This is a genomic window from Rhodococcus sp. 2H158 (assembly GCF_053764755.1).
Genome location: NZ_JBSNCE010000007.1, coordinates 164,085 through 187,000 on the forward strand (window position 1 = coordinate 164,085; position 22,916 = coordinate 187,000).

Sequence of the window (22,916 nt, forward strand, 5' to 3'; positions counted from 1 at the left end):
CGCTCAGCACGGATCGGTCTGCGGCAGGGCGAAACCCCACGGCAGTTCCAGCCGGTTCGCGGCGAGCAGTTCGGTGTCGGCGAGGAGGGTGGTGATCGGACCGTCCGCGACGAGTCGTCCGTCGCTCACGATCACGGCCCGGCTGCACAACTGCGCGGCGTACGGGAGGTCGTGGGTGACCAGCAGCAGGGTGCCGTCGATGCCGAGGAGGACCTCGGCCAGTTCCCGGCGGGCGACGGGGTCGAGGTCGGTGGACGGCTCGTCCAGGACCAGAACGTCGGGCCGGCACGCCAGCACGGTGGCGAGGGCGACCCGTCGACGCTGACCCGCGGACAGGTGTGCGGTGTTGCGGTCGGCGTGCTCGGTCATGCCGACCGCCTCGAGGGCCTCGCGGACCCGGGCGTCGAGTTCGGCTGCGGGAACGCCGAAGTTGGCGGGCCCGAACGCCACGTCCTGTGCGACGGTCGGCATGAACAACTGGTCGTCGGGATCCTGGAACACCAGTCCGACACGTCGCCGGATCTCCCGCAGGGTGTGCCGCGCGACCGGCAGCCCGCCGATCCGGACGGTCCCGGACGACGGCACCAGTACGCCGTTCAGATGCAGCATCAGGGTGGTCTTGCCGGCGCCGTTCGGGCCGAGGACCGCGACCCGCTCACCGGCGGCGACGGCGAGGTCGACGCCGTCGAGGGCGCAGTGCCCGTCGGGGTGGACGTGCCGTACCCCCGACAGCAGCACGGCCGGCTCCGCGGTCATGCCGTCACCCAGGCGGCGGCGCACACGGCACCGGCGACGGCGGCCGGCAGCAGGCCCGCGGCCCAGGCCACCGCGGTGGCGGGAGGACCGAAGGCCGGGACGGCACCGGTGAATCCGCGGGAGAGCATGGCCAGATGCACCCGCTCACCGCGCTCGTAGGCACGGACGAACAGCCCCCCGATTCCGCGGGCCGTCGCTCCGATGCGGTAGACGGTGCGTGGGTCGTCGCCACGAGAGATCCGGGCGCGGTGCATTCGGTTTGCCTCGGCGGCAAGCAGTTCGAGATAGCGCAGCATGAGCACCGCTACGGTCGTGATCAGTGCCGGAACCCGCAGGCGGGCCAGGCCGGCGGGCAGGTCCCGAGCCGGGGTGGTCGCCGCGAGGACGAGGGAGACGAGCACCCCGAGGGTGCCCTTGACCAGGATGCCCCACGCCGCGTACAGGCCCGGAACCGACAGGGAGAACCCCAGGACGCCGACCCGCTCGCCGGCCTCGGCGAACGGGAGCAGGACGGCGAGCACGACGAACGGTGCCTCGATCGACATGCGCGGCGCCAGCCAGGCGCAGCGGATCCCGGCGAGTACGCAGATCGCCGCGACGACCGCGAAATGGAGGGCGAACGCCCACATCGCCTCGCGCGGAGTGGCGACCACGACGAAGACGAATGCCGTTGCCGCGACGATCTTCACCTCGGTGGGCAGGCGGTGTACAGCAGTCGTCGCGCGTGCAGGCCCGCTCCGCAGCGCGGTGGTCACGGCCGCGCTCCCGGAGTCCTGTTCCCGGATGCGTCCCGTCGACGGACGAGCACACGGAACAGCGCGGCGGCCACCGCCGAGGTCACGGCGACGCCGAGAACCCCGGCCACGCCGGTGGATCCGGCGTGGCCGCCGACCGTGTAACCGGCCAGCGGACCTGCGTCCCACGGATGGTCGGTGGCCGCACTCGCCGGGCACTCCCCGGTAACGGTGGCGCTACCGTCGACCTCGACCACGGCACACCCCCGCGCGGTCGCGGCCTCGAGTCCGTCGGGGCTCGAATCGGCAAGGTACGACAGCACCCCCGCGCACAGGAACGCCGCCACCGCGAACAGGATCAGGACACGCCGGCGCGTCATGCCGGTGCCCGGGTCGGCTGCCGCAGCGGGCGGAGCAGATGGACGATGTCGGGCCGCGCCCGGGCCACCGCGACGACGGTGACGGCGGTGACGAGTCCCTCCCCGGCGCCGATGAGAACGTGGGTGCCGAGCAGGAACGCAGCGACGGTGCCGGCGGACCCGGCGGTGCCGCCGACCGCGTACTCGACCAGGAACCCCGTCGCCGCGGCGACCGTCGCGACCAGCGCTGCGGCAAAAGAGATCACGCCGAGGGCCGGTCCGCACGGGTACCGGCGCAGCAGCGGACGCAGCGCCACGGCCGTGCCGTACCCGGCGACGACGCCGAGCAGGGCCATGTTGGTGACGTTGGCGCCGAGGGCGGTGAGACCGCCGTCGGCGAAGAGCAGTGACTGCACGACCAGCACGACCGTCAGGCACAGGGCGGCGGTCGCGGGACCGACCAGGACGGCGGCGAGCGCGCCGCCGAGTACGTGCCCGCTCACGCCCGGCAGGACCGGAAAGTTGATCATCTGCAGGGCGAAGACGAACGCCGCGACGAGGCCGGCCAGGGGAGCGGTGCGCTCGTCGAGCTCGGACCGGGCCTTGCGGAGCGCCACCGCGAGGCCGAGCGCGGCAACGACGAAGAACACCAGCGAGGTCCGCGCGTCGAGCAGACCGTCGCTCATGTGCATGGCTACGACGTCCATCGGAAGAACCTCCGAGACGTGAGGATGCGTCGACGCGATTCTAGCTGCCCACCTGAACAACTGAACAGGCTTTCGGCCGTCGGGCCGGTTCGTCCCGTTCCGCCGGGACCTTCGTGCGGCGCGGTCCGCAGTGGGGCGTCCTGCCGTCTCCCCGGCGAGATCGACTGTCGACAAACGCGGCGCCGCGTGCTCGGATGGAGCGAGGGGGTCCATTCGTCGGAATGCTCGAATCCCCGAGGAGAAGCGATGAACGACGGAACCGGAAGGCAAGAGGAACCGCAGTCGGAGCGGGGTGCCCCCGGCTCGCGCGACATGGGCTCCACCGGCCCCGGAGGAGGGCCCGCGGACCGCCCCGCCGGCGCGTTCGAGGACGACGAGATGATCTCCGCCGACCCCGGCGACGCGGGGTCGCACCGACCCGGGCACACCACGACGGTCGGGGATGCGGACGCGGTCGTCCCGCCCTACGAGGGACGGACGGAGCGCGGGGATGTCCGTCCCGCACCGGACGACGGGGAAGAGGCGAGCACCGGGGGTGCCGGCCGGCCGGTGGCCGACGAGACCCGCAAGTCGGCGGAGCCCTCCGAGACCCCGGGTGGCGCCACGACGTCGCCGACCGAGGAGCGGCCCGCCGGGTGAGCCGACACGACCCGAGGTGACGGCGGCCCCGCCGGGCGGGGGTGCACCGCGCCGAGGACACGCGCTGTTCGGGCGGAGCAACGAGCCCGGTGCGCCGGGGGCGTCAGACGAACGTGCGCGCCAGCACGATCGCCAGCGCGATCAGCAGGGCGACCTTGACGATCTCGAGCGCCACATAGGCGTAGTGCACCTTCGAGCGGGGTGCGTCCTCCCCCGCGAGGATGCGGTTCGAGCGGCGCGTCAGCGGCGGGCGGATCACCGCCACCTGGACCGCCAGCACGGCCACCGTCACGAGGAGCAGGATCCACCCGGTCGTACCGGGCGACGAGACCAGGCACGCCGCGATCAGCACGAGGGCGAGGACCCCCTCCACCGTGTTGAGCGCCCGGAACACCAGGCGACCGATACCGAGTCCGAGGGGGATGGTGATTCCCGGCGCCCGGAACTTCAGGGGTGCTTCGAGGAAGGAGATGGCGAGCACCATCCCGAGCCAGAGCATCGGCACGAACAGTTCCACGTAGCGTGCGAGAGTTTCCATCACCCGTCCTCGACTGCTGTGATCGGCACCTGACCGCCGATCCTAGTGGCGCCTGCGGCGACAGGGACGCCGCCGTCCTTCGTCACGGCGAGAAGGGTGAGGACGAGGGCCGTCGGTGCGAGAGCGACGACGACCACGTGGGCCGCTGCGGTCACTACGGTCCTGACCGTCCTCGAATCACTCGTGGCGCAGAGGGGGAGCGGGAATTCCGGCCACGCACATGTGTGAACGATCGACCCGTGGCGGCCCGTTCTTGCTCGGTAGCCGAGACCGAGGAATGCTGCTGACAACTCGCTCGACAACGTTCACCGAAAGGATCGGTCATGCCGCGCATCGGTACCGCCGCCCGGGACCTCTACCGACGGGAGATGTCCGCGTCGAAAACCGCCGGCGACCCGCGGCAACGGTGGCGCCACCTCGAACGGGCGCACATCCTGTCTCAGCCGGATCCGTGGTTGCACACCTGCAATCACGTCGCGATGTTCGCCCTGGCGCTGCGCTGCCGTGACCGCCGCGAGGCCCTCGGGCAGGTCGTGCGGATCGTCGTCGCTGCTCCCGGTTCGATGACCGGGCGGTATCCCGAAGGCAACACCGGACGGGTCGCCGCCGGCCTGACGACGCCGATGCCGGTTCCGGCCGATCTGGCCCGGGTGCTGTCGGCGTAGTCGCCCACCCGGGTTCGGAGGAGCGGGCCCCGGTCACGACCGGCTCCTACAGGTGCACGGTCCCGCGGATGCACGTCGTGCTGTGTCCGCCGATCCACACCTCGTCGCCCGACGAGTGCACGGTCACGATGCCGCGGCGGCCGACGCGCGTCCCCTGGCTCGCCCGGTAGTCGGCCGGAGCGATGCCGGCGCCGATCAGCCACTGGGCCACACCGGCGTTGAGGCTTCCCGTCACCGGGTCCTCCTTGACGCCGACGGGCGCGGCGAAGGCGCGGACCTCGAACTGCTGCGGCGATCCCGGCGGGTAGGGGCCGACGACCCCGAGCATCAGGTCGCGCATGTGCTGGTCGTCGGGTTCGAGGTCGAGCACGTCCTGCGCGGACTCGAGCAGGACCGCAGCCCAGCCGGGCCCGTTGTCGACCCAGTTGTGGGCCACGATCCGCTCGCGCGCGATCCCGAGGCCACGGGCGATGCGGGCCAGGTGGTCCTCGTCGAGGTCGCCGCGACGGACCAGCTCGGGGGCGCGGAACGCTGCCGACTCGTCGGTGTGGCGCAGTTCGACGAGTCCGGCTCCGCATTCCTGGACGAGAAGGCCCGGAGTCTTCGGCACGCCGCCGGCCTCGAGCCACGCGTGCGCCGAGCCGAGCGTGGGATGGCCGGCGAACGGGATCTCCGCGCCGGGGGTGAAGATGCGCAGCCGGTAGTCGGCCTCGGGGGTCGTCGGGGGAAGGACGAACGTGGTCTCGGACAGGTTCGTCCACGCCGCGAACTGCGCCATCGCCTCGTCGGGGATGCCGGCGCCGTCGAGGACGACCGCGACCGGGTTTCCCCGGTACGGCTCGGCGGCGAACACGTCGACCTGAGCGAAGTCCCGGGAACGTGGCTGCACCATCGGCTGTGTCTCCTTCGTCGGTTCCGTCCCGACGATTGTGGTCGCGGCGCCGGCGGGGCGCATCCGAATATGCCGGCGACTCTGCGATGGGCGCAGTGCCGACCATCCGTTCCGCGACGCTCGACCGCATCGATCCGAACCACCTCGAGGCCGGGATCGGTCACGTGCCGACGCGGCGCTGAACGACGAAGGGCGCGCAGGGAAGTCCCTGCGCGCCCTTCACCGTTCGAGGGATTCAGTGCTCGTACGTGCTCAGGTCGCGGTCCTTGCTCTCCTTCGCCAGGAGGATGAACACCGCGCTCAGGACTGCCAGCCCGATCATGAACGCCGCGACCAGGCCGGTGCCGCCGCCGGCGGCCGCCTGCAGCGACGCGAGGATCACCGGCGTGAAGCCCGCGCCGAGCAGTGTCGCGCCCTGGTAGCCGAGCGAGGCGCCGGTGTACCGGGCCGCGGTGCCGAACTGCTCGGCGATGTACGCCGCCATCGGACCGTAGGTCGCGGACTGGCAGACGCCGAAGCCGAGCACGAACCCGAGCGTCACCAGGGCGACGTTGCCGGACGACAGCAGCGCCAGGATCGGCACGATCAGCACGACGAACGCGCCGAGACCGAACAGCATCACCGGTCGCCGGCCGACGCGGTCGGAGAGGCGGGCGAATCCGAGCAGGGTGAAGATCGCGATGAACTGGCAGACGGCGAACGCCATGAGCGCCTGCGATCGGGTCACCCCGGAATGAGACGCGTACCCGATGGCGAACGTGGTGAACATGGTCTGGATGCCGAAGCTGGCCATGCACCCCAGGGCGACGAGCAGCAGGTTCCGCGGACGGCGCAGGATGCTCAGGATCGGCGGGGTCCGCCTGTCGACCGCGGTGGCATCCACCTCGGCCTGCTTGGCCATCGCCTCCCGGAACAGCGGGCTCTCGGACACCCTCGCCCGGACGAACAGGCCGACGGCCAGCATCACCGCGGACAGCAGGAACGGGATGCGCCAGCCCCACGACAGGAAGTCGTCCTCGGGCAGCAGCGCCACCAGCGCCAGGGCGAGGGTGCCGAGCAGTGAACCGGTGGGTGCGCCGGCGTTGGTGAACGAGGCGGCGAAGCCGCGCCCCCGCCCTCCGACGTGCTCGAGGGACATGAGCGCCGCGCCGCCCCACTCACCGCCGACGGCGATGCCCTGGCACACGCGCAGCAGCACGAGAATGATTGCGGCCCAGGATCCGATCGCCGACGCCGGCGGGACGAGACCGATGAGGAACGACGCGACGCCCATGACCGTCATGGAGATCAGCAGCATCGACTTGCGGCCGTACCTGTCGCCGAAGTGCCCGAAGACGACGCCGCCGAAAGGGCGGGCCAGGTAGCCCGCGGCGAACGTGCCCATCGACGCGATGGTCCCGGCGAGCGGGGACAGGTCCGAGAAGAACACGGGTGCGAAGACGATCGCTGCCGCGGTCGCGTAGAGCAGAAAGTCGTAGAACTCGATGGTGCTGCCCAGGTAGCTCGACAGCACGACGCGTCGAACTTCCTTCTTTCTCTGGGCCGCAGTGATGTCCGCGGATGCGGTGACGGTCATGGGAGCTCCTGCAGTGGCGGTCGGGTCAGTGGGCGTACTGCTCGCGCAACTTGTCCTTGCGGATCTTTCCGGTGGCGTTGCGGGGGATCTCGTCGAGAACGAGGAGGGACTTGGGGATCTTGTACCTGGCGAGGCGCTCGCCGAGGAAGGCGAACAGCTCGTCCTCGGTGAGGGTGGCGCCGTCGGCGAGGGTGACGGCGGCCCGGCCCACCTCACCCCACTTCTCGTCGGGCACACCGAAGACGGCGCAGCCGAGCACGCCGGGCAGGTCGAGGATGGCGGCCTCCACCTCGGCGGGATAGATGTTCTCGCCACCCGAGATGATCATGTCCTTGAGCCGGTCGACGATCGTGACGAAGCCGTCCTCGTCGGGAACCCCCACGTCGCCGGAGCGGAACCAGCCGTCGCTGGTGAACGCGTCGGCGGTGGCGTCGGGGCGATTCCAGTACCGCCGCATCACGTTCGGGCCGGAGATCTGGATCTCGCCGCGGTCGCCGGGGGCGACCTCGGTGCCGTCCGGGTCGACGACGCGCACGTCGGTGAAGAAGTGCGGGGCGCCCGCGGTGCCGAGCTTGCGCTCGGCATCCTTGGGCGTGAGGATCAGTGCGCCCGGACCGGTCTCGGTCAATCCGTATCCCTGGCAGAGGCGGACGCCGCGGGCGGTGTAGGTCTGCAGGGTCCGCGGCGGTACCGGTGCGGCGGCTACGATCCAGCGACGGATCGAACTCAGATCGGTGCGGTCCCAGTTCGGGTGGGCGCTCATCGCGTCGAGCATCGTGGGCACCCCGAACGAGTAGGTGACCCTCTTGGTCTCGATCAGGTGCAGGATCTGCCCGGCTTCGAAGCCTTCCTCGATGATCACGGTGCCGCCCTTGAGCAGGGTCGGCAGGGCGACGAAGTTCAAGGCGGCGGTATGGAAGAGCGGTGCGGCGACCAGGGCCACCTCGTCGGAGAGGAAGTCGAGATCGACGATCGGATTCATCACTGCGAACACCACGTTGCCGTGGGTGAGGACGACGCCCTTGGGCCGGCCCGTGGTGCCGGAGGTGTACATGATGAAGCACGGGTCGTCGTGCGTGACCGGGACATCGAGACGGTCGGCGGGAGCGGTCGCGATGATCTCCTCGTAGCCGACGGCCCGGCCGTCGGGTTCCCCGTCGAGGACCACGCGCCGGGCGGTGCCGGCCGCGGTGGCGGCTGCGTCGGCGACGTCCGCGAGGGCGGCGGAATGGATCAGGACGGCGCTGCCGGAGTCGGCCAGGCAGTACTCCACTTCGTGGGTGGTCAGCCGGGCGTTGAGCGGCACGAACACGGCCCCGAGCAGGCCGGCGGCGAAGAGCACCTCGAGGTAGGCGGGGTGGTTCGCGGACAACAGCGCGACCCGGTCTCCGGGGCCGATACCCCGGGCGCGCAGGGCGTGGGCGAGCCGGGTGACCCGCTCGTCGAGTTCGCGGTAGGTGACGGTGGTGCCGCGGAAGTCGAGCGCGACCGCGTCGGGGGCCTGCCGGGCGCGTCGGTGCGGCCAGGTTCCGGTACCTTGGTTGAGCACGGGATCTCCTCGATGCCTTGGGATTCGGGATGGTCTGTGGCCGAAGCGACTACGTCCGGGTGAGCCGGCGGCCGACGATCTCCTTCATGATTTCCGTGGTGCCGCCGTAGAGGGTCCCGGCCCGGGAGTCCAGATAGTCGCGGGCGACGTCGTACTCCTTCATGAACCCGTAGCCGCCGTGCAGCTGCACGGCCCGGTGCACCACCTTCAGATGCAGTTCGGTGACCCACCACTTGGCCATCGCCGCCGTCACCTCGTCGAGCCGGCCGTGGGCGGCGTCGAGGATGCAACGGTCCACGAACACCTGCGCGATCTCGATCTCGGTGGCCAGTTCGGCGAGGTAGAAGCGGTTGGCCTGGAAGTCGGCGATGCGCTGCCCGAACGCCGTGCGGTCGGTGGCGTAGCGCAGCGCCGTCTCGAAGGTGCGGGTCATCAGGGCCATGGAGGTCACCGCGATGCTGAGCCGCTCCTGCGGCAGGTTGTGCCGCAGATAGCCGAAGCCCCGGTTCTCCTCGCCGAGCAGATTGGCGCGGGGCACGCGGACGTCGTCGAACACCAGCTCGGCGGTGTCCTGCGCGGACAGGCCCACCTTGTCGAGCGGACCGTTCTTCGTGAACCCCGGCATGCCGTCCTCGACGACGAGCAGGCTCACCCCGTTCTTCCCGGCGGCGGGATCGGTCTTCGCGACGACGATGATCGTGTCGGCGAGCAGGCCGTTGGAGATGAAGATCTTGCTGCCGTTCAGCACGAAGTGGTCGCCGTCGGGAAGCGCGGTGGTGGCGACGGCGGCGAGGTCGCTGCCGGCGCCGGGTTCGGTCATGGCGATCGCGCCGATCGTCTCGCCGGCGACCATGGGGGCGAGCCAGCGATGGTTCTGCTCATCGGTGCCGAGGGCCGCGAAATACGGGGCGACCAGGTCGTTGAATCCCGACAAGCCCATCGTGACGGCCTGGGCGCCGACGCGGGCGAGTTCCTCGATGAGCACGGCGCCGAACCGGAAATCGTCGATGCCCCCGCCGCCGAACCGTTCCGGCACGGCGACACCGAGCAGGCCGAGCTTGCCGGCCTGCCGGTACAGCTCGCGATCGACGCGGCCCGCCGCGGCCCACTCCGCGAGGTGGGGCGCGACCTCGCGCTCGGCGAAGCGTCGCGCGGTTTCGCGGAACGCGTCGTGGTCGGATTCGTAGATGGTGCGTTCGAGCGACACGGCACTCATGGAGACGGCGGTCCTCCTTCTGCGACCTCGTGGTTTGTCGCGCAGATCACAGTAGATCAATAATGATTGAAATAGTCAACGGTTGAAATCCATCCGCTTTCCGGGTGGCCGGCGCCCTCAGCTGCGGATATGTATCTCCGCTAAAAACTTGCAAGCAGTCTGGACTGTTTGTTGTTTTGCTGTTACCGTCCGTTCTTGTGACTCGAACCACATCTAAGGGCACGGGGCGCACGCAGGCCGAGCGCACCGCCGTGACCCGGGCGAAACTCCTGGACGCGGCCGTCGACTCGCTCGTCGAACTCGGCTACGCCCGCACCACCACCCAGGTCATCGCCCAACGGGCCGGGGTGTCCCGGGGTGCGCAGCTGCATCACTTCCCGACCAAGGAATCGCTCGTCGTCGCCGCGGTCGAGCACCTCGTCGACAAGCGCCTCACGGAGATCCTCGAGGCCAGCCCGGACCCCGAGCGTGGCCTCGACGTCCTCACCGACGCGTTCCGTGGACCGCTGTTCCACGCCGCGCTCGAGCTGTGGGTGGCCGCCCGGACCGATCCCGCCCTGCACGAGGCGGTGATCCCCCTCGAGCGCAAGGTCTCCGACGCGCTGCGGGTCGGCTGCCTCGAGATCATGGGGGACCGGATGGGCCCCGACGGAATCGACCTGAGCATCGAGCTGGCCCGCGGACTCGCCGTCGCCGCCCTGATGCGTACCCCCGAATCGGATCGTGAGATCCGGGAGCGGCTGCTCCCGGTCTGGAAGGAACTGGTGATGAAGTGAGCATCGAGACCCTCCCGCCGCACGTCCACACGCTCGTCGTGGGGGCCGGTTTCGGGGGCATCGGCATAGCGGCCACGCTGCTGCGTGAGGACCCGCGCGCCGACGTCCTCGTGATCGAGCGGGGCGACGACGTCGGCGGCACCTGGCGGGTGAACACCTACCCGGGTGCGGCCTGCGACGTGCCGAGCGCGCTGTACTCGTTCTCCTTCGCGCCCGAACCGGACTGGTCGAAGGCCCACGGCACCCAGGAGGAGATCTACGCCTACCTGCGGCGGGTCGCGACGGAACAGGGCGTCACCGACCGGACGATGTTCGGGTGCGAACTGCGCGACGCGCAGTGGGACGACGAGAGCGCCCGCTGGATCGTGTCGACGTCGCGTGGCGACCTCACCGCCGACGTGCTGGTCTCGGCGACCGGCGCGCTGTCCACCCCGACCCTCCCGAAGGTGCCGGGCCTGGAAATGTTCCGCGGCAAGATGTTCCACTCGGCAGAGTGGGACCACGACTACGACCTGCGCGGCAAGCGCGTCGCCGTGATCGGCACCGGCGCCTCCGCGATCCAGTTCGTGCCCGCCATCGTCGACACCGTCGGGCACCTGACGCTGTTCCAGCGCACCGCCTCGTGGGTCATGCCCAAGCACGATCACACCATTGCGCGTCCGGTGCGCGCCCTCTACCGGCGTTTCCCGCTCGCGCAGAAGATCGTTCGTGGGGCCGTCTACGGGCAGAAGGAAACGTACGTCGTCGGGATGACACGGCCGTTCGCGCGCCGGTGGCTCGTGCCGCTGTTCGAGCGCCGAGCGCTGTCGGTCCTCGACAAGCAGGTCCCGGATCCGGAGTTGCGGACGAAGCTCACCCCGGGGTTCCGGATCATGTGCAAGCGGATCCTGCTGTCCAACGACTGGTTCCCGGCGATCACCCGGCCCGACGTCACCGTGGTTGCCTCCGGGCTGACCGCGGTCACCGAGAAGGGTGTCGTCGACGAGACCGGCAACGAGTACGAGGTCGACGCCGTCATCTTCGGCACCGGCTTCACCGTCACCGAACCGCCCGTGGCCCGGCACATCCGGGGGCACGACGGCCGCACCCTGGCCGAGTCCTGGAACGGCAGCCCCAGCGCCTACCTGGGCGTCTCGGTCCACGGCTTCCCCAACCTCTTCCTGATGTACGGGCCGAACACCAACCTCGGCCACAGCTCGATCGTGTACATGCTCGAATCGCAGGCCGCCTACATCGCGGACGCCCTGCGCACCATGCGGTCCCGGGAACTGGCCACCGTCGAGGTGACCGCCGGCGCGCAGCGCGACTACAACGCCGAACTCGACCCCGCCCTCGCCGGCACGGTGTGGAACGCGGGCGGCTGCCACAGCTGGTACCTCGACCGCAAGGGGCGCAACTCGGTGATGTGGCCGACGTTCACCTGGCGGTACCGCGCCCGGGCCAAGCGCTTCGATCCCGAGAACTACGTGACCCGTCCCGCTTCGGAAAGGATTGCGGCATGACCCATTACGACGTGCTGGTCGTCGGGTCCGGCTTCGGCGGCAGCGTCGCCGCGCTGCGCGCGACCGAGAAAAGCTACCGCGTCGGCGTTCTCGAGGCCGGCCGCCGCTTCGCCGACGACGAACTGCCGAAGACCAGCTGGCGACTGCGCAAGTACCTGTGGGCCCCGGCCCTGGGCTGCTACGGCGTGCAGCGCATCCACCTGCTGCCCGACGTCCTGGTCATGGCGGGCGCCGGCGTCGGCGGGGGATCGCTCAACTATGCCAACACCCTCTACCGGCCGCCGGCCCGGTTCTTCCAGGACCCGCAGTGGGGGCACATCACCGACTGGCAGGCCGAGCTCGGACCGTACTACGAGCAGGCGGCGCGGATGCTCGGCGTGCGCCCGAATCCGCTGACGACCCCCGCCGACGAGGTGATGCGCTCGGTGGCCGAGGAGATGGGGGTCGGCGAGACGTTCACCACCACGCCGGTCGGCGTGTTCTTCGGCGAGCCGGGGAAGACGGTGCCGGACCCGTTCTTCGGGGGCGCCGGGCCCGAGCGCACCGGCTGCACCGAGTGCGGCGGCTGCATGACGGGTTGCCGGGTGGGCGCGAAGAACACCCTCGTCAAGAACTATCTGTACCTTGCGGAGCGAGCCGGGGCGACGATCCATCCGCTCACCACCGTCACCGAGATCCGCCCGCGCCCCGAGGGGGGATACGAGGTCCGCACCCGCAGCACGAACCGGATCCGCAAGCGCCACACCGTGTTCACCGCCGACCAGGTGGTGCTTGCCGCCGGCACCTACGGCACGTCGCGGCTGCTGCTCGCGATGCGCGACACCGGTGCCCTGCCGCGGTTGTCGCCGCGACTGGGCACGGTGGTGCGCACCAACTCCGAAGCGGTGCTCGCCGCGACGGCGCAGGACCGCACCGTGGACTACTCCCGCGGCATCGCGATCACCGCCTCCTTCCACCCGGACGACCACACCCACATCGAACCGGTTCGGTACGGCAAGGGCAGCAACGCCATCGGGCTGTTGCAGGCCCTCCTGGTCGACGGTGGGGGCCGGACACCGCGGCTGGTGAAGTTCCTCGCAGTGGCGGCCCGTAACCCCGCCGCCGTCCTGCGCACCCTGTCGGTGCGGCGCTGGTCCGAGCGGACCGTGATCGCGCTGGTCATGCAGACCGACGACAACTCCCTCGAACTGGCGAGCACGCGCGGGCCGTTCGGACGCCGGCTCACGAGCCGTCGCGGACCCGGCGCGCCACCACCGGAGTGGATTCCGGTGGGTCACGAGGCCATCCGGCGGGTCGCCGACAAGATCGACGGCGACGCGGGCGGATCGGTTGCGGACCTGGCCAACATTCCCATGACCGCGCACTTCCTCGGCGGCTGCGTGATCGGGGACTCGCCCGAGTCCGGTGTCGTCGATCCCTACCTGCGCGCCTACGGCCACGAGGGCCTGCACGTCGTGGACGGATCCGTGGTCAGCGCCAACCTGGGCGTGAACCCGTCGCTCACCATCACGGCGCAGGCCGAGCGGGCGATGGCGTTGTGGCCCAACAAGGGTGAGGCCGATCCACGCCCGACGCTCGCATCCGGTTACGTGCCGGTCACTCCGGTGCGGCCGGTGCGGCCCAGCGTTCCGGAGTCGGCTCCCGCGGCGCTGCGCCTGCCCATCCATCCCGTCCGACGAGAGGAGGCCGCCCGTGTTGTGGAGCGTGCCTGAGAGCACCGACGAACGTACCGACTGGCCGACGTCCGCGCCGCCGCCGTGGTCGGCGCGGGCGCGCGCGGCCCTGTGGTGGCACCGCAGCGCGCCCGGGGCGGCCCAGTTCGGCCCCGGCGGCCGGACCCTGCCGTTCACCCTCGCGATGGTGGTGGACTATCTCGAATCGCCCGTCGGCCCCTACCGCGAGGTGCTCGCGAGTCCCGTCCTGCGCCCGGGACTGATCCCGGCGATGGCCGTGCCGTTCATCGCCGTGGACTCCGAGGCGTCCGTGCACGGCGGGCGGGAGCACTGGCATCTGCCCAAGGTGCTCGCTGCGTTCACCGGCGACGTCACCGGCCGGTTCTCCGCCACGGGCGACACATGGAAGGTGGACACCGACGCGACCCCGCGCGGTCCGGAACTGCCGATCGTCGGCGGACTGGCGTTCGCACAGCCCGAACCGGACGGCAGCCAGGCCCGCGCCACGGCACGGCTGAGGGGACGGTTCCGTTACGCCCGGGTCCGCGTCGAGGCGCAGGGCCCGACCCTGGGACGGTGGCTGCTGCCGGGGACGCACCACGGCATCGTCATCACGTCGGGCCGGATGAGCATCGGCCCGGCCCGGACGGTGCGCTAGGGAACCTGCGGTGGGCTCACGACGCCTCGCGCATCGTGAGCCCACCGAGTTCGACGACGTACTGCCCGGCCGCGTCGTCCCACGTCACCGAGTAGGTGGTGGGGTAGTAGCCGGACTGCTGGTACGCGCTCGGCTGCCGCAGTTCCTCGTGCAGGTCGGGCCGGGACGCCAGCCAGTCCCTGGTCATCATCGGCTCGATGAAGACGTGCCGGCCGTCCCACGAGCCCTGCAGGACCGTCTCGGTGAAGTGCCCGTGCGGCTCGGCGGTGTCGAGCCAGTGCAGTCCCATGTTGGGGACGGTGCCGAGAATTGGCTGGGGATCCGACGGCGCGTAGCCGTCCGGGAGGTACTTCGGGTCCGGCAGCTTCGCCGCCCGCTCGAGATACCCGGGGACGAGCGGGTTTATCGACTCCACCGTCGCGGTGTCGACGAGGTAGAAGTGCACGTCGAAGTGCGGCTGGTCGAACCCGTGTTCCGGATTGTGGCCGTGAGAGTTCCAGTCCAGCGTGACATGGTCGACGACCGTCGCGGGCGCCCCGTCGGGAACGTCGAGCACGTAGGCCTCGGTGGTGGGCAGCAGACCGCTCGTAAGGCCGTCGAGGGCGGCGGCATCGAGGCGGACGCCGATCGCGGTGGGGGTGTCGTCGGGTCCGACGGTGACGTACGTGTGCGCCGATCCGTTTCCGACGGGGCGGGGCGGGCCGTCGACGGACGTGGAGCCCTGGGCTCCGGCCACGGAACCGACGACGAGTGCCGTCGCCGTCGCCGTCACGCCGACGACTCCGAGCACCGCGAACGTGCGAAGGTGCACCACTGTCACGACTCCTCTCGCATGGTGAGTCCACCGAGTTCGACGACGTACTCCTGCGCCTGGTCGTCGAAGCTCACCGAGTAGGTGGTGGGGTAGTACGCGCTCTGCTGATAGGCCTCGGGCTGTTTCACCGGCTCGTCGATCGTGGGGCGGGTGAGCAGCCAGTCGCGGGTGATCATCGGCTCGATGAAGGTCCATTCGCCGTCCCAGGATCCCTCGATGAGGATCTGGGTGAAGTCGTACTGTCCCGGCGCGATCGGCAAGGTGCCGTCGACCCAGTGCATCCCCATCTGCGGGACGAGCGCCATCTCCGGCGGACCGGCGGGCACGTAGTCGGCCGGCATGTACCGGGCTTCGGGCATGTTGGCCGCTGCTTCGGCGTACCCCGGTGTGGCCGGGTCGATCTCGGAAATCTTCTCGGCGCCGATCATGTAGAAATGGATGTCGAAGTGGGGCTGGTCGAACAGTCCCACCGGTTCGTGCCCGTGCGGGTTCCAGTCCATGGTCAGGTGGTCGAACGCGGTCTCGTCCGCCTCGGCCGGGAACTCGAGCGTGTGCACCTCGAGGGCGTCGGAGAGGCCGTCGAGCGCCGTCGCCGAGAAGCGGACCCCGATCGCGGTGGGGGCACCGTCGTCACCCTGCTCGACGTAGGTGCGGGCCGTGCCGTCGCCGACGTCGACGGTGGGGCCGTAGGAGTAGGGATCGGATTCCGTGTCGGATCCGCTGGAGCAGCCGAGCAGCAGGGTGAGCGCGGTGCCGGCCGCGATCGCGATCCCGGAGGCGCGAGAGAGGGGGTTGGTGCGCATGGCGAACCTCTTCCGGTGGGCTGAGAAGCAGGGTAGACCCGGCCGGCGGGTCCGTTGTGCGGAATCAGGGGATCGTGTGCGGACCGATCCCGCTACCCTTTTCTTGACTAATTCCAGAAAATGGGCATACTGGGGTCATGCAGCGAGCGGATGAGCACCTCGACCCCACGGCGCAACTGCGCTCCGTGGGTCTGCGGGTGACCGCTCCGCGTGTTGCCGTGCTCGGTGCGGTTGCCGCGCATCCCCATTCCGACGCGGACGAGATCGCGGCCGCGGTGCGGAGCGAACTCGGCTCCGTCTCCACGCAGGCGGTGTACGACGTGCTCAAGGCGTGCGTCGGGGCCGGGCTCCTGCGCCGCATCGAACCCGCGGGTTCGCCGGCCCGGTACGAGACCCGGATCGGCGACAACCACCACCACCTGGTGTGCCGCAGCTGTGGCGCGGTCACCGACATCGAGTGCGTCGTCGGAGCGGCGCCGTGCCTCGAGCCCTCGGACGACCACGGCTACGTCGTGGACGAGGCCGAAGTGACGTTCTGGGGGCTGTGCCCCGACTGCCGAGAGACGTAGTCCCGCAACATTTCTCCACTCCGCCTACGACCCGCACCGCGGCGACGTGGCGCGGAGCGTGCACCCTTCCAGAGGAGGATCACCATGACGAATCCCCGCCCCACCACCAACAACGTCGGCATCCCGGTCGCGAGCGACGACGAATCGCTCACCGCAGGAGCGCAGGGCCCCGTACTGCTGCACGACCACTACCTGATCGAGAAGCTCGCCCACTTCAACCGCGAACGGGTCCCGGAGCGCGTCGTGCACGCCAAGGGCGGCGGCGCGTTCGGCGAACTCGTCGTCACGGGCGACGTCAGTGCCTACACCAAGGCCAAGCTGTTCCAGCCGGGCGCGAAAACCGAATCCCTCGTTCGTTTCTCGACGGTCGCCGGGGAGCAGGGCAGCCCCGACACGTGGCGTGACCCGCGCGGTTTCGCGGTGAAGTTCTACACCGAGGACGGCAACTACGACCTCGTCGGCAACAACACCCCGGTGTTCTTCGTCAAGGACCCGATCAAGTTCCCCGACTTCATCCACTCCCAGAAGCGGCTACCCGGTTCGGGTCTGCGCGACCACACCATGCAGTGGGACTTCTGGACGCTGCGACCCGAGAGCGCCCACCAGGTGACGTGGCTGATGGGTGACCGCGGTATCCCCCGAACCTGGCGCCACATGGACGGTTTCGGCTCCCATGCCTACCAGTGGGTCAACGCCGCCGGAGAGCGGTTCTGGGTCAAGTACCACTTCAAGACGAACCAGGGCATCGAATTCCTCACGCAGGCCGAGGCCGACCGCCTCGCCGGCACCGACCCCGACTACCACCGCGCCGACCTCCACGACGCGATCGAGCGGGGCGAGTTCCCCAGCTGGACGCTGAAGGTGCAGATCATGCCGGTGGCCGAGGCTGAGGGGTATCGCTTCAACCCGTTCGACCTGACCAAGGTGTGGTCGCAGCGCGACTACCCGCTGATCGAGGTCGGCACCTGGACGCTGAATCGCAATCCGCGCAACTTCTTCGCCGAGATCGAGCAGGCCGCGTTCGCGCCGTCGAACATCGTGCCGGGCATCGGCCTGTCGCCGGACAAGATGCTGCTCGGCCGCGTGTTCTCCTACGCCGACGCGCACCGCTACCGCATCGGCGCGAACCACGCGCAGCTGCCGGGCAACGCGCCGAAGAACGAGGTGAACTCGTATTCCAAGGACGGCGCCATGCGGTACTCGTTCAACGACCCGGGCACCCCGGTGTATGCGCCGAACAGCTTCGGCGGCCCGCACGCCGACCCGCAGGCCGCCGGCGACGAGGGTCTGTGGGAGTTCGGCACCGAGGCGGTGCGGGCCGGCTACGTCCGGCATGCCGAGGACGACGACTTCGGTCAGGCCGGCACACTGGTCCGCGAGGTGCTCGACGACGCGGCCCGTGAGCGGCTGGTGGGCAACATCGTCGGCCACATCCTCGGGGGGACCGCGGCGGCGTTGTACGAGCGGATCTTCGAATACTGGTCGAACGTCGACGCCGATCTCGGCAAGAAGGTCGAGGAGGGCGTGCGGGCGGGGCGGGCCTGACCTCCCGTCAGAGTATGCCCCACCAGTAGAGGAGGGTGGCCAGTATCCACACGATGACCGTCTGCATCACTCTGTCCTCCCTCGATACGGATTCTTCCTCCATCATCCGCCCGCGCGGCCGCGGCTGCCACGGACACTCCGGGCCGAAGGGATCCCGTGTCCACTTCGTTGCCTGCGGCCGCGCGGAACTCGGCCACCGCGGCGAGCGTTGAAGCGGGGGAGTATGTCCGAAGGACGGCCGGCGCGCGACGTCCGTCGCCGCCGGGAGGCACATCGACACGGATAGGAGCTCCGATCATGACCGGACCGATCACCAGCACGTTGAACCCGGACCAGCAGAAGGTCGCCGGGGACGCTCTACAGGGCACCCTCGTCGACATGATCGACCTGAGCCTGATCGCCAAGCAGGCGCACTGGAACGTCGTCGGCCCGCAGTTCCGCAGCCTGCATCTCGCGCTGGACGAGATCGTCACGGCCGCCCGCACCTACACCGACGAGGTGGCGGAGCGCCTCACGGCGATCGGCGTCAGCCCGGACGGCCGGGCCACCACCGTCGCCCAGGACTCCGGCACCACGGGTTTCGGCCCAGGCTGGACCAAGGACGAGCAGGTCGTCGCGGTGATCACCGACAACCTCGCGGCCGTCATCGGACGCCTGCGCGAGCGCATCGCGGCGACGGACGAGGCGGACCCGGTCACTCAGGATCTGCTCATCGCCCAGACCGCCGGCCTCGAGCAGACGCACTGGATGTGGCAGGCGCAGCTCGCCTGAGCCGTCGCGTCCGTGAGGGCCACCCGCTCCCGCGGGTGGCCCTTCGTGTGCGCCGGGCGATCGAACACCTGTGTTACTGAAGTGTCGGATGTGATTGCTACGTTTGACATCGGTTCGTTCTCCGATCGAAAGGTGCCTGCAGCGATGGTCATGGGTCCCACCCACGCGGTGTCCGGGGCGCTGGTCGGCCTCCTCGTCGCCGACGTGCTGCCCCGCGAGTGGGGCGGGCCCACATCCACGGCCGAGACGTTCGCGTTCGCCGCGGTCTGCGCCGGTTCGGCCCTCCTGCCGGATCTCGACACGCCCCAGTCGACGGTGGCGCGGTCCTTCGGGCCGGTGAGTCAGGTCGCGGCGCGCGGCATCGACAACCTCTCGCTCGGTTACTACACGCTCACCAAGGGCCGCCGCGACCGCAGCCGTCGCGGCGGGCATCGCACGCTGACGCACACGGCCCTGTTCGCAGGCCTGCTGGGGGCGGGGGTGTCCACGCTCGTCGCCCGGTTCGACCGGGTCGCGGTCGTCGCCGTCCTGTTCGTCACGCTCGGCCTGGCGCTGCGCGGGCTCGCGGACGGATGGGCCAAGCGCAACGGCTGGCTCGTGGTGACCGCGACCTCGGCGGTGCTGTCGGTGCTCATGTGGAACTGGTTCCCCGGAGAGGTCGGTTCGGTGGGCCTCGGGGTGTCGGTGGCGCTGGGGTGCGCGACGCACTGCCTGGGCGACGCCGTCACCAAGGAGGGCATACCGTTCCTCGCGCCGTTCGTGCCGTGGCGCGGCGAGCGTTGGTGGGAGATCAGGATGCCCGGGTTCCTTGCCATCCGCGCCGGCGGCGCCTTCGAACTGGCGATCCTCGGTCCAGGGCTGACGATCGCCGCGGTCGCGATAGCGGTGTGGTCGATCGACGGCGCGCCGGAACTCCTGCGGGAAGCCGTCGGGGTGTAGGTCCTCGAGGTGCTCACCTGCGCAGCGACGCGGCGATGCGATGCACGGCGGGCGCCGTGAATGCCCAGTCCTGCAGCGACAGGTAGGACGACGTGGTGCCGAGCACCACATGCCGCAGCCCGGCCTCCCCGAACTCCCGCAGCCGCGCAGTGATCCGGCCCGGTGTGCCGACGAGGAATCCGTATTCGGTGACCTCGGGGGGCACCGCCGCGAGCGCCTCTTCCCACCGGGCCCGGTCGTAGCGTTCCGGGATCACGTCGACCGAGCCGCGGAACTCCGGCCCGAAGGGATGTACCGCGCCGGCCGCGGCCCAGTGCTCGGCAGAGAACAGCAGCGTCCAGTACCGCATCATCCGGCTGTGCAGCATCGCCTGCGCCCGCTTCTGTGTGGGCGCGACGAGGACGTAGGCCACCAACGCCGGCACGATCCGGTCGGGGTCGCGGCCGGCCTCGGCGGCGGCGGTACGGATGCGCGCCAGCTTCGCCGCGTACTCGTCCGGGGTGCGCAGCGCGATGGTCATCGGCAGCCACCCGTCGCCGTAGCGCCCGGTCAACTGCAGCATCCGAGGTCCGTGGGCGGCGATCCAGATCTCCGGGGTGCGCCCGGCTGGGGCCTGCAGGTCCATCACCGCACCGTCCAGATGGAAGTGCGTGCCGTCGAAGTCGAACGGGCCGTGCGAGTCGAGGCAGCGGCGGACGATCTGCAGGGCTTCGCCGAGTCGTTCGACGGGGTGTGCCTGTGACAGCCCGTACGGTTCGGTGTTCATTCGCTCCCCGGAGCCCAGGCCGAGGATGGGTGCGCGCTTGGTCAGATGCGCCAGGGTCAGGGCGGCCTGAGCGAGCAGCACCGGGTGGCGCCGGATCGGCTCACTCACTGCCACCCCGAGCCGCATCCTCCCCGCATGGGCCGCCAGTGCCCCGAGGAGGGTCTGGTAGTCGAACACCTCGTGCGGGCTCGACACCTGATCGCTGAAACGGGTGAAGGTCCTGTCCCACAGGGCGGTCGGGTAGAACTCCTGGAAATGGTCCCAGACGAACAGCGACGTCAGCCCGCCATACCTCGCCAGCGCCGTGATGATCCGCACCTCGCGCCACGGCGGGTCGGACGAGACGTACACGCCGGTATCGATCGTGGTAGACGTCATGGCGTTCCCTTCCGGGCCTGTCCGTTCACCGGCGGCCGGCGGTGCTCTGTCGCCGCCGTGCAACGGCACTCTGTCGCCGCCGTGCAACGGCACTCTGTCGCCGCCGTGCAACGGCACTTGTCACTGTCTGCCCGTGCCCGGGTCCGGGGCAAGGGTCCTACGTCCTCGCTCCGGTCGTGGACGGCGGCGTTCAGCCGGTTCGGCGGCGCATTACGGAACCACTGGCATCGAAAGAGAACTTGTTCTATTTTTGCTCTGTTTCTGCCTCTTCCCAGATCGGAGCCCAGCCCGGTGGACCCCCGCGACGCCCGGACGGACGGCGACCCCGCCTCGACCACGACCCTCAGCCGACGAGGCTTTCTCGGCGCCGCCGGTGCCGTCGCACTGACCGGTCTCGCCTGGACACCCGCCGGCGCGGTCCCGGCCGGCGATCCGCGCGCCACCATTCCGGCACCGCCGGAGTTCCCCGCAGACATCCCGCTGGCCCAGCAGCGCTTCGAGAACTGGGCCCGGACGATCCGCTTCGACGCGGTGTGGACCGCCACCGCACGCGATGCGCACGACGTCGTGCGCATCGCCGACTGGGCCCGCGCCCACGGCTACCGCGTCCGGCCGCGCGGCACCATGCACAGCTGGAGCCCGCTGACCGTCGTGCCCGGCGAGAGCGTCGAGAAGATCGTGCTGATCGACACGATGGCACACCTGAACGCCGTCACCGTCGATCCCGCGGGAACACCCGCCACCGTCACCGCCGGCGCGGGCGCGGGCATCGAGTCGATCCTCACCGCGCTCGAACAGCACGGCCTCGGCTGGGCCAATGCCCCCGCGATCGGCGACATCACCATCGCGGGCGCGCTGTCGATCGGCGCGCACGGCGCCACCTATCCGGCCGCGGGGGAGCGTGCGCTCCCCGGCCAGTCGTTCGGCTCGCTGTCGAACCTCGTCGTCGCCCTCACCGCCGTCGTGTGGAACGCCGCCGCCGGCGCCTACGAACTGCGCGAGTTCCGTCGGTCCGAACCCGAGATCACGCCCCTGCTCGCCCACCTGGGCCGCAGCTTCGTCACCTCGGTGACCCTGCAGGCCGGGGCCAACTACCGGCTGCGCTGCCAGAGTTTCACCGACGTGCCGTGGCAGGAACTGTTCGCCCCGCCCGGTTCCCCGGGCCGTACCTTCGAGCGGTTCGTCGAGGAGTCCGGGCGCGTCGAGGCGATCTGGTTCCCCTTCACCGAGACGCCGTGGCTGAAGATCTGGTCGGTGTGCCCCGAGAAGCCGCCGACCGCGCGCGAGGTGCACGGCCCGTACAACTACTTCTTCTCCGACAGCATCCCCGAGGAGGTCACCACCCCTCTCGGTCAGGTGGCGAGCGGGATGCAGGCTGCCACCCCGGCCTTCGGTGCCGGTCAGTTCGGGGCCGTCGCCGCCGGTCTCGCCGCCACCGGCACCGCCGACCTGTGGGGCTGGTCGAAGGACCTGCTGTTCTACCTGCGGGCCACTACGCTGCGCGTCATCGCCGGCGGCGGGGTGGTCGTCACGCGGCGCGCGAACATCGCCCGCGTCGTCCACGAGTTCACCACCTGGCTGCGCGAGCGGATGACCCACTACGCCTCGCTCGGGCAGTATCCGGTCAACATGCCGTTCGAGGTGCGACTGTGCACCGTCGACGACCAGTCGGAGGTGCTCGTCGGCTCGGCGGGAGCGCCGAATCTGTCGGCCGTGCGTCCCCGTCCCGACCGGCCCGACTGGGACACCGCCATCTGGATGAACGTCGTCTCCATTCCCGGCACCGCGGGGCAGTCCGCGTTCTTCCGGGAGATGGAGCAGTGGATGGCCGACCACTACTCCGGTGACTACGCCACCTTCCGGTCCGAGTGGTCGAAGGGCTGGGCGTTCGACGAGCAAGGGGGACATCGGGATTCGCGGTTCCTCGGCGAGACGATCCCGGCGATGTACCGCACCGGGCTGTCCGCCGACGAGGGCTGGGACGCGGCGCGCGCGTCGTTCGATCGGCACGATCCGCACCGGGTGTTCAGCAACGGTTTCCTGGACCGGCTGCTGCCGCCGGTGTAGGGGCCGCGGGAGGGGTTCCCGCTA

24 protein-coding genes are annotated in these 22,916 nt (G+C 70.3%); 11 read left to right on the forward strand and 13 right to left on the reverse strand.

Annotated elements, in window-relative coordinates; translation table 11 throughout:
* Positions 1–3: 3 nt before the first annotated feature.
* From ACWPOB_RS08980 to ACWPOB_RS08995, 4 genes are read right to left on the reverse strand one after another with little or no spacing between them, the layout of a single operon-like run.
* Positions 4–756, reverse strand: a complete 753-nt coding sequence (locus ACWPOB_RS08980) for an energy-coupling factor ABC transporter ATP-binding protein (RefSeq protein WP_455400593.1) — start codon at positions 754–756, stop codon at positions 4–6.
* Entirely contained in the window at positions 753–1,511 is a 759-nt protein-coding gene (gene cbiQ, locus ACWPOB_RS08985; RefSeq protein ID WP_455400594.1) for a cobalt ECF transporter T component CbiQ, read from the reverse strand. Before cbiQ ends, ACWPOB_RS08980 begins: the two co-directional genes overlap by 4 nt.
* Complete coding sequence (locus ACWPOB_RS08990) at positions 1,508–1,870, reverse strand: PDGLE domain-containing protein (protein ID WP_100056809.1); 363 nt, start codon at positions 1,868–1,870, stop codon at positions 1,508–1,510. Before ACWPOB_RS08990 ends, cbiQ begins: the two co-directional genes overlap by 4 nt.
* Positions 1,867–2,556: an energy-coupling factor ABC transporter permease gene (locus ACWPOB_RS08995; protein WP_100056810.1), complete on the reverse strand. Its 690-nt coding sequence runs from the start codon at positions 2,554–2,556 to the stop codon at positions 1,867–1,869. Before ACWPOB_RS08995 ends, ACWPOB_RS08990 begins: the two co-directional genes overlap by 4 nt.
* Before the next feature lie 246 nt (positions 2,557–2,802).
* Here ACWPOB_RS08995 and ACWPOB_RS09000 point away from each other — a divergent pair, with 246 nt between their 5' ends.
* Positions 2,803–3,195: a hypothetical protein gene (locus ACWPOB_RS09000; protein WP_100056811.1), complete on the forward strand. Its 393-nt coding sequence runs from the start codon at positions 2,803–2,805 to the stop codon at positions 3,193–3,195.
* Between the two features lie 103 nt (positions 3,196–3,298).
* Here the strand turns inward: ACWPOB_RS09000 and ACWPOB_RS09005 are convergent, their stop codons facing one another.
* Both ACWPOB_RS09005 and ACWPOB_RS09010 read right to left on the reverse strand, forming a co-directional pair.
* Positions 3,299–3,733, reverse strand: coding sequence for a hypothetical protein (locus ACWPOB_RS09005; protein WP_050034502.1), 435 nt, complete (start codon positions 3,731–3,733; stop codon positions 3,299–3,301).
* The gene (locus ACWPOB_RS09010) at positions 3,733–3,888 is read right to left on the reverse strand and encodes a hypothetical protein (RefSeq protein ID WP_455400595.1); all 156 of its coding nucleotides are present in this window, start codon (positions 3,886–3,888) and stop codon (positions 3,733–3,735) included. Before ACWPOB_RS09010 ends, ACWPOB_RS09005 begins: the two co-directional genes overlap by 1 nt.
* A gap of 168 nt (positions 3,889–4,056) precedes the next feature.
* Here ACWPOB_RS09010 and ACWPOB_RS09015 point away from each other — a divergent pair, with 168 nt between their 5' ends.
* Complete coding sequence (locus tag ACWPOB_RS09015) at positions 4,057–4,398, forward strand: DUF3703 domain-containing protein (protein WP_100056812.1); 342 nt, start codon at positions 4,057–4,059, stop codon at positions 4,396–4,398.
* A gap of 46 nt (positions 4,399–4,444) precedes the next feature.
* Here ACWPOB_RS09015 and ACWPOB_RS09020 read toward each other — a convergent pair whose 3' ends face one another.
* The 4 genes from ACWPOB_RS09020 to ACWPOB_RS09035 form a co-directional block, all read right to left on the reverse strand.
* On the reverse strand, positions 4,445–5,290 hold the full coding sequence (locus ACWPOB_RS09020) for a PhzF family phenazine biosynthesis protein (protein ID WP_455400596.1): 846 nt from the start codon (positions 5,288–5,290) through the stop codon (positions 4,445–4,447).
* 235 nt (positions 5,291–5,525) lie between these two features.
* Positions 5,526–6,866, reverse strand: a complete 1,341-nt coding sequence (locus tag ACWPOB_RS09025) for an MFS transporter (RefSeq protein WP_455400597.1) — start codon at positions 6,864–6,866, stop codon at positions 5,526–5,528.
* A gap of 25 nt (positions 6,867–6,891) precedes the next feature.
* Positions 6,892–8,415: an acyl-CoA synthetase gene (locus tag ACWPOB_RS09030; protein WP_455400598.1), complete on the reverse strand. Its 1,524-nt coding sequence runs from the start codon at positions 8,413–8,415 to the stop codon at positions 6,892–6,894.
* A gap of 49 nt (positions 8,416–8,464) precedes the next feature.
* Positions 8,465–9,631 (reverse strand): acyl-CoA dehydrogenase family protein, encoded by a 1,167-nt coding sequence (locus ACWPOB_RS09035; protein WP_100056814.1) that lies wholly within the window; start codon positions 9,629–9,631, stop codon positions 8,465–8,467.
* 197 nt (positions 9,632–9,828) lie between these two features.
* Here ACWPOB_RS09035 and ACWPOB_RS09040 point away from each other — a divergent pair, with 197 nt between their 5' ends.
* From ACWPOB_RS09040 to ACWPOB_RS09055, 4 genes are read left to right on the forward strand one after another with little or no spacing between them, the layout of a single operon-like run.
* Positions 9,829–10,407, forward strand: coding sequence for a TetR/AcrR family transcriptional regulator (locus tag ACWPOB_RS09040; RefSeq protein ID WP_100056815.1), 579 nt, complete (start codon positions 9,829–9,831; stop codon positions 10,405–10,407).
* The gene (locus tag ACWPOB_RS09045) at positions 10,404–11,909 is read left to right on the forward strand and encodes a flavin-containing monooxygenase (protein WP_455400599.1); all 1,506 of its coding nucleotides are present in this window, start codon (positions 10,404–10,406) and stop codon (positions 11,907–11,909) included. The genes ACWPOB_RS09040 and ACWPOB_RS09045 overlap by 4 nt, the downstream gene beginning before the upstream one ends.
* Positions 11,906–13,621 (forward strand): FAD-dependent oxidoreductase, encoded by a 1,716-nt coding sequence (locus ACWPOB_RS09050; protein WP_455400600.1) that lies wholly within the window; start codon positions 11,906–11,908, stop codon positions 13,619–13,621. The genes ACWPOB_RS09045 and ACWPOB_RS09050 overlap by 4 nt, the downstream gene beginning before the upstream one ends.
* Positions 13,614–14,240 carry an acetoacetate decarboxylase family protein gene (locus ACWPOB_RS09055; protein ID WP_455400601.1) on the forward strand — a complete coding sequence of 209 codons (627 nt, stop codon included), beginning with the start codon at positions 13,614–13,616 and terminating at the stop codon, positions 14,238–14,240. Before ACWPOB_RS09050 ends, ACWPOB_RS09055 begins: the two co-directional genes overlap by 8 nt.
* A gap of 16 nt (positions 14,241–14,256) precedes the next feature.
* On the opposite strand, the gene ACWPOB_RS09060 is transcribed toward ACWPOB_RS09055, so the two are convergent.
* Both ACWPOB_RS09060 and ACWPOB_RS09065 read right to left on the reverse strand, forming a co-directional pair.
* Positions 14,257–15,054: a DUF5602 domain-containing protein gene (locus tag ACWPOB_RS09060; RefSeq protein WP_455400625.1), complete on the reverse strand. Its 798-nt coding sequence runs from the start codon at positions 15,052–15,054 to the stop codon at positions 14,257–14,259.
* 2 nt (positions 15,055–15,056) lie between these two features.
* Positions 15,057–15,857: a DUF5602 domain-containing protein gene (locus tag ACWPOB_RS09065; RefSeq protein WP_100055830.1), complete on the reverse strand. Its 801-nt coding sequence runs from the start codon at positions 15,855–15,857 to the stop codon at positions 15,057–15,059.
* A gap of 137 nt (positions 15,858–15,994) precedes the next feature.
* Between ACWPOB_RS09065 and ACWPOB_RS09070 the strand changes: the two genes are divergently transcribed.
* The 4 genes from ACWPOB_RS09070 to ACWPOB_RS09085 all read left to right on the forward strand — a co-directional run bounded on the left by ACWPOB_RS09070 (position 15,995) and on the right by ACWPOB_RS09085 (position 19,681).
* Positions 15,995–16,426, forward strand: a complete 432-nt coding sequence (locus tag ACWPOB_RS09070; protein ID WP_100055829.1) for a Fur family transcriptional regulator — start codon at positions 15,995–15,997, stop codon at positions 16,424–16,426.
* Positions 16,427–16,510: 84 nt separating this feature from the next.
* Entirely contained in the window at positions 16,511–17,971 is a 1,461-nt protein-coding gene (locus ACWPOB_RS09075; RefSeq protein WP_455400602.1) for a catalase, read from the forward strand.
* A 297-nt stretch (positions 17,972–18,268) separates the two neighbouring features.
* Positions 18,269–18,742 (forward strand): Dps family protein, encoded by a 474-nt coding sequence (locus ACWPOB_RS09080; RefSeq protein ID WP_100055828.1) that lies wholly within the window; start codon positions 18,269–18,271, stop codon positions 18,740–18,742.
* A gap of 144 nt (positions 18,743–18,886) precedes the next feature.
* Positions 18,887–19,681 carry a metal-dependent hydrolase gene (locus ACWPOB_RS09085; protein ID WP_100055827.1) on the forward strand — a complete coding sequence of 265 codons (795 nt, stop codon included), beginning with the start codon at positions 18,887–18,889 and terminating at the stop codon, positions 19,679–19,681.
* A gap of 13 nt (positions 19,682–19,694) precedes the next feature.
* On the opposite strand, the gene ACWPOB_RS09090 is transcribed toward ACWPOB_RS09085, so the two are convergent.
* Positions 19,695–20,825 carry an LLM class flavin-dependent oxidoreductase gene (locus tag ACWPOB_RS09090; protein ID WP_165038379.1) on the reverse strand — a complete coding sequence of 377 codons (1,131 nt, stop codon included), beginning with the start codon at positions 20,823–20,825 and terminating at the stop codon, positions 19,695–19,697.
* A gap of 291 nt (positions 20,826–21,116) precedes the next feature.
* Here ACWPOB_RS09090 and ACWPOB_RS09095 point away from each other — a divergent pair, with 291 nt between their 5' ends.
* Positions 21,117–22,892 (forward strand): cholesterol oxidase substrate-binding domain-containing protein, encoded by a 1,776-nt coding sequence (locus tag ACWPOB_RS09095; protein WP_455400603.1) that lies wholly within the window; start codon positions 21,117–21,119, stop codon positions 22,890–22,892.
* The last annotated feature ends 24 nt before the right edge of the window (positions 22,893–22,916 follow it).